Annotated in this window: 3 protein-coding genes; all 3 read left to right on the top strand. The window is 65.3% G+C overall.

The features are described 5' to 3' along the window. The first annotated feature begins 689 nt into the window (after nt 1–689). Nucleotides 690–1,889, top strand: coding sequence for an IS110 family RNA-guided transposase (locus AC1AYX_RS10355; protein ID WP_476503404.1), 1,200 nt, complete (start codon nt 690–692; stop codon nt 1,887–1,889). Between the two features lie 191 nt (nt 1,890–2,080). Next, nucleotides 2,081–2,596, top strand: coding sequence for a transposase (locus tag AC1AYX_RS10350; protein WP_476503402.1), 516 nt, complete (start codon nt 2,081–2,083; stop codon nt 2,594–2,596). Beyond that, nucleotides 2,596–3,450 carry an IS3 family transposase gene (locus tag AC1AYX_RS10345; protein ID WP_476503403.1) on the top strand — a complete coding sequence of 285 codons (855 nt, stop codon included), beginning with the start codon at nt 2,596–2,598 and terminating at the stop codon, nt 3,448–3,450. Before AC1AYX_RS10350 ends, AC1AYX_RS10345 begins: the two co-directional genes overlap by 1 nt. Nucleotides 3,451–3,496 lie beyond the last annotated feature (46 nt).

Here is a 3,496-nt window from a genome sequence, read left to right as displayed (position 1 = left end):
AGTACAACACACTCTTGAGTTCTCAAACCACCACACACGGCCAACCCCGGAAACCAACCACACAAAGGAAAGAACCAGAAGCCGACCGGCAGCAAGAGAAAAACATACACCAACCCACGCCACACCGCAAACCAGCATGTGAAAACCACGCCCGAATCGTTGCAACGACGGCGTTCCCACGGCGTGTCGAAAACAGGCCCGACAAACCCGACAACCACATCATAACCCCACCCGACACACCACCACACCACCAAAAACCACCACCAGCCGGCGTGTCACAGGAATTCAACCAAACCAACCACCCCATTCACCAACACGACACCCCACAACCACAACCCGACAACCCCCTCAGCCCGCCACCGGCGGGCAGCTCCCCCTCACAGGGGGAGCACACTCCCCCCCCCCCCCCCCCCCCCCCCCCNCCCATTACCATGTTTGGTAGGTCCCGGTGGTCGGGGCCGGGTCGCCGGTTCCGGTATGGCTTTCCTGCCCTGTCGTTGATGATCCGGGGGGTGTTGTCGCCGGGAGCGGGGACGTTCGATGACCGCTGATAGGAACCAGGCCGGCCGCATGGACGCGTCGGGGCGCATGGCCCAGGTCTCTCGTAATGTGGATGCGGCACGGGCGTCCGGACTCCATCGACCGAGTCACGGCGGCCGACGGAACATCCCCATGACGGGAGGACAATGATGAGCCCGGACGACATCGACGTGTGGGTCGGCCTGGACGTGGGCAAGAGCGCGCACCACGCGTGCGCCCTCGACCGCGACGGGAACACCCTGTACGACAGGCCGCTCAAACAGGACGAGAACGCCATCCGCACGATGCTGGAACGCCTCTGCGAACACGGCCGCGTGCTGCTGGTCGTCGACCAGCCCAACACCATCGGCTCCCTGCCCCTGACCGTGGCCCGGAGCATGGGCGTCGCGGCCGCGTACCTGCCCGGAACGGCGATGCGCCGGACCGCGCAGCTCCTTCCCGGGACCGCGAAGACCGACCAGCGCGACGCGCACGTGATCGCGTGGGCCGCGCTCAGGCTCCCCGAGAGCCTCAGGGACGCCGGACCGGACGACGAGACCCTCGCCGCCCTGAAGCTGCTCGCCGGCCATGACGAGGACCTCGCCCACGAATCCACCCGCCACATCAACCGCCTGCGGAGCCTGCTCCTGCAGACCCACCCCGCGTTCGAACGCGCCCTCAAGGGCGACCGCATCACCCGCGACGCGACCCTCGCCCTGCTCGAGCACTACGGCGGGCCCGCCGGCATGAAAAAGGCCGGCATCGACCAGGTCAGGGCGTGGGCCAAGGACAACAAGCTGCGCGCCGGGACCATCATCGACGACATGTTCGAGGCGATCGGCCGGCAGACCCTCACCGTGCCCGGCACGCTCACGGCCGAGACCATCATCCCCTCGATCGCCCATGACATCAAGACCATCAAGGACCGGCGGCGCGACCTCGCCGCGCAGGTCGAAAGGCTCCTGGAGGACCACCCTCTTCTCCGGGTCCTGACGTCGATGCCCGGGGTGGGCGTCAGGACCGCGAGCAACATCCTCCTCGGCATAGGCGGAGACATCACCCGCTTCAAAAGCGCGGCCCACCTCGCCGCGTACGCCGGCATCGCCCCCGTCACCAGCCAGTCCGGCACCAGCATCAAAGGCGAACGCCCCGCCAGAGGCGGCAACAAACGACTCAAGAACGCATTATGGCAATCCGCGTTCGTCGCATCCACCAAACACCCATCCTCCATCGCCTACTACAAACGCAAGCGCGAACAAGGCAAACACCACAACGCCGCCGTCATCTGCCTCGCCCGACGCCGCTGCGACGTCATCTACAGCATGCTCAAGAACGGCACCCTCTACCAGGAACCGACCCTCGCCGCCTGAACACCACGAAGGACGAACACACCGGTCGCCACCGGCAAGGCGAAGCACGCCCACGACAACCAACCAAAACCCGACACATCAACCCCCTACAGAATTGACAAAAACATAGGAACACCCCCCCCGGCTCTGAACCGCACCCTGATTGTTGGACTGAAGTAATTCGGATTCGATGATTGGAGGTGCGGTTTCTCATGTCCGGGAATCGCAGGCGTCGTTATGACGATGGTTTCATGCGGCTCGTCGTTGGTGTCTTCCATGAGGGCCATGGCTATAAGGCCGCGGCGCGCCGGCTTGGCGTGTCCGTCGATACCGCGAAAAAATGGTTTCTGTCGTATCGGATCGGCGGGGAGGCGGCGCTCATGGGAGAACGCGGCGGCAGAAAGGCCTACGGCTACGAGACGAAGCTCGCGGCGGTGCGCGACCATGTGGAGCGTGGAATGACCGCGGCCGAGGTCATGGCCCGGTACGGGATCGCGAGCGTCTCGCCATTGCGCCGTTGGTGCCGCGAGTACCGGGCGGGCGGTCCGGAGGCGTTGCGTCCGAGGCCGAAGGGTCGGCCGAAGGGCGCGAAGTCCAAGCCGAAACCGGCACCCACGAGGGAGCGGCTTCTCGAGGAGGAGAACGAGTATCTCAGGGCGAGGGTCGCGTATCTGGAAAAAGCCCGCGCCCTGCTGGCGTCGAAGTCACCAACCGGGAGAAGTCGGTGATCGTCTCGACGCTGGCGGGGCTCGGCCATCCGCTCGCGTATCTGCTCAGGGCCGCCGGTCTGGCGCGGAGCACCTACTACTATCTCCGTTCCCATCCCATGCCGGTCACCCGTCCGGACATCGAGCCGATGGTCGCCGAGATATTCGCGCGCACGCCCAACGGGTGCGGCCACCGGCAGGTGCGCATGTGCCTCGTGCACGAGTCCGGCGTGCGCGTGAGCCACAAGAGCGTGCTGAAGGTCATGCGCCGCATGGGACTGGAGTGCCGGATACGCCGGCCGAACCCGTACCGGAGGTACAGCTCGTACAAGGGCGGGACGGGCGCCAAGCCGCCGAACCTGCTGGAACGCGACTTCGCGGCCGACCGGCCCTGGACGAAACTGGGCACCGACGTCACCGAGTTCAGGATCGCGGGAGGCAAGGCGTACCTCGCGCCCGTGTACGACATGGGGTCCAAGGAGATCATCGCCTGGGACATCAGCCGCCATCCCGACATGGCCCAGCAGCGGCGCCTGCTCTCCATGCTCGAGGAGAAGCTGCCCGAGGACGCGAACCCCATACTCCACAGCGACATGGGCTGGCAGTACCAGCACGCATGGTGGAGGAACAGGCTGACGGAGCTGGGCATACGCCAGTCCATGAGCCGCAAGGGCAACTGTCTGGACAACGCCGCCACCGAGCAGGTGTTCGGCCATCTCAAGGACGAGTTCTACACCGGCCGCCGGTTCGCCTCATACGAGGAGTTCAAGACCGGGCTGGACGCGTACATCGTCCACTGGAACACCAAACGACGCCAGAAACGACTCGGGGGACACACCCCGGAGGAATTCCGGAACATGTCCCCCACAGCCTGATCAGGTACCCTTAATAAACCACGTCCAGCAATCGGGGCGCAGTTCA

The organism is Bifidobacterium sp. LH_419 (genome assembly GCF_056356955.1).
Note: the sequence above shows the minus strand (reverse complement) of the source record. Positions and strands in the feature narration are given on the sequence as shown.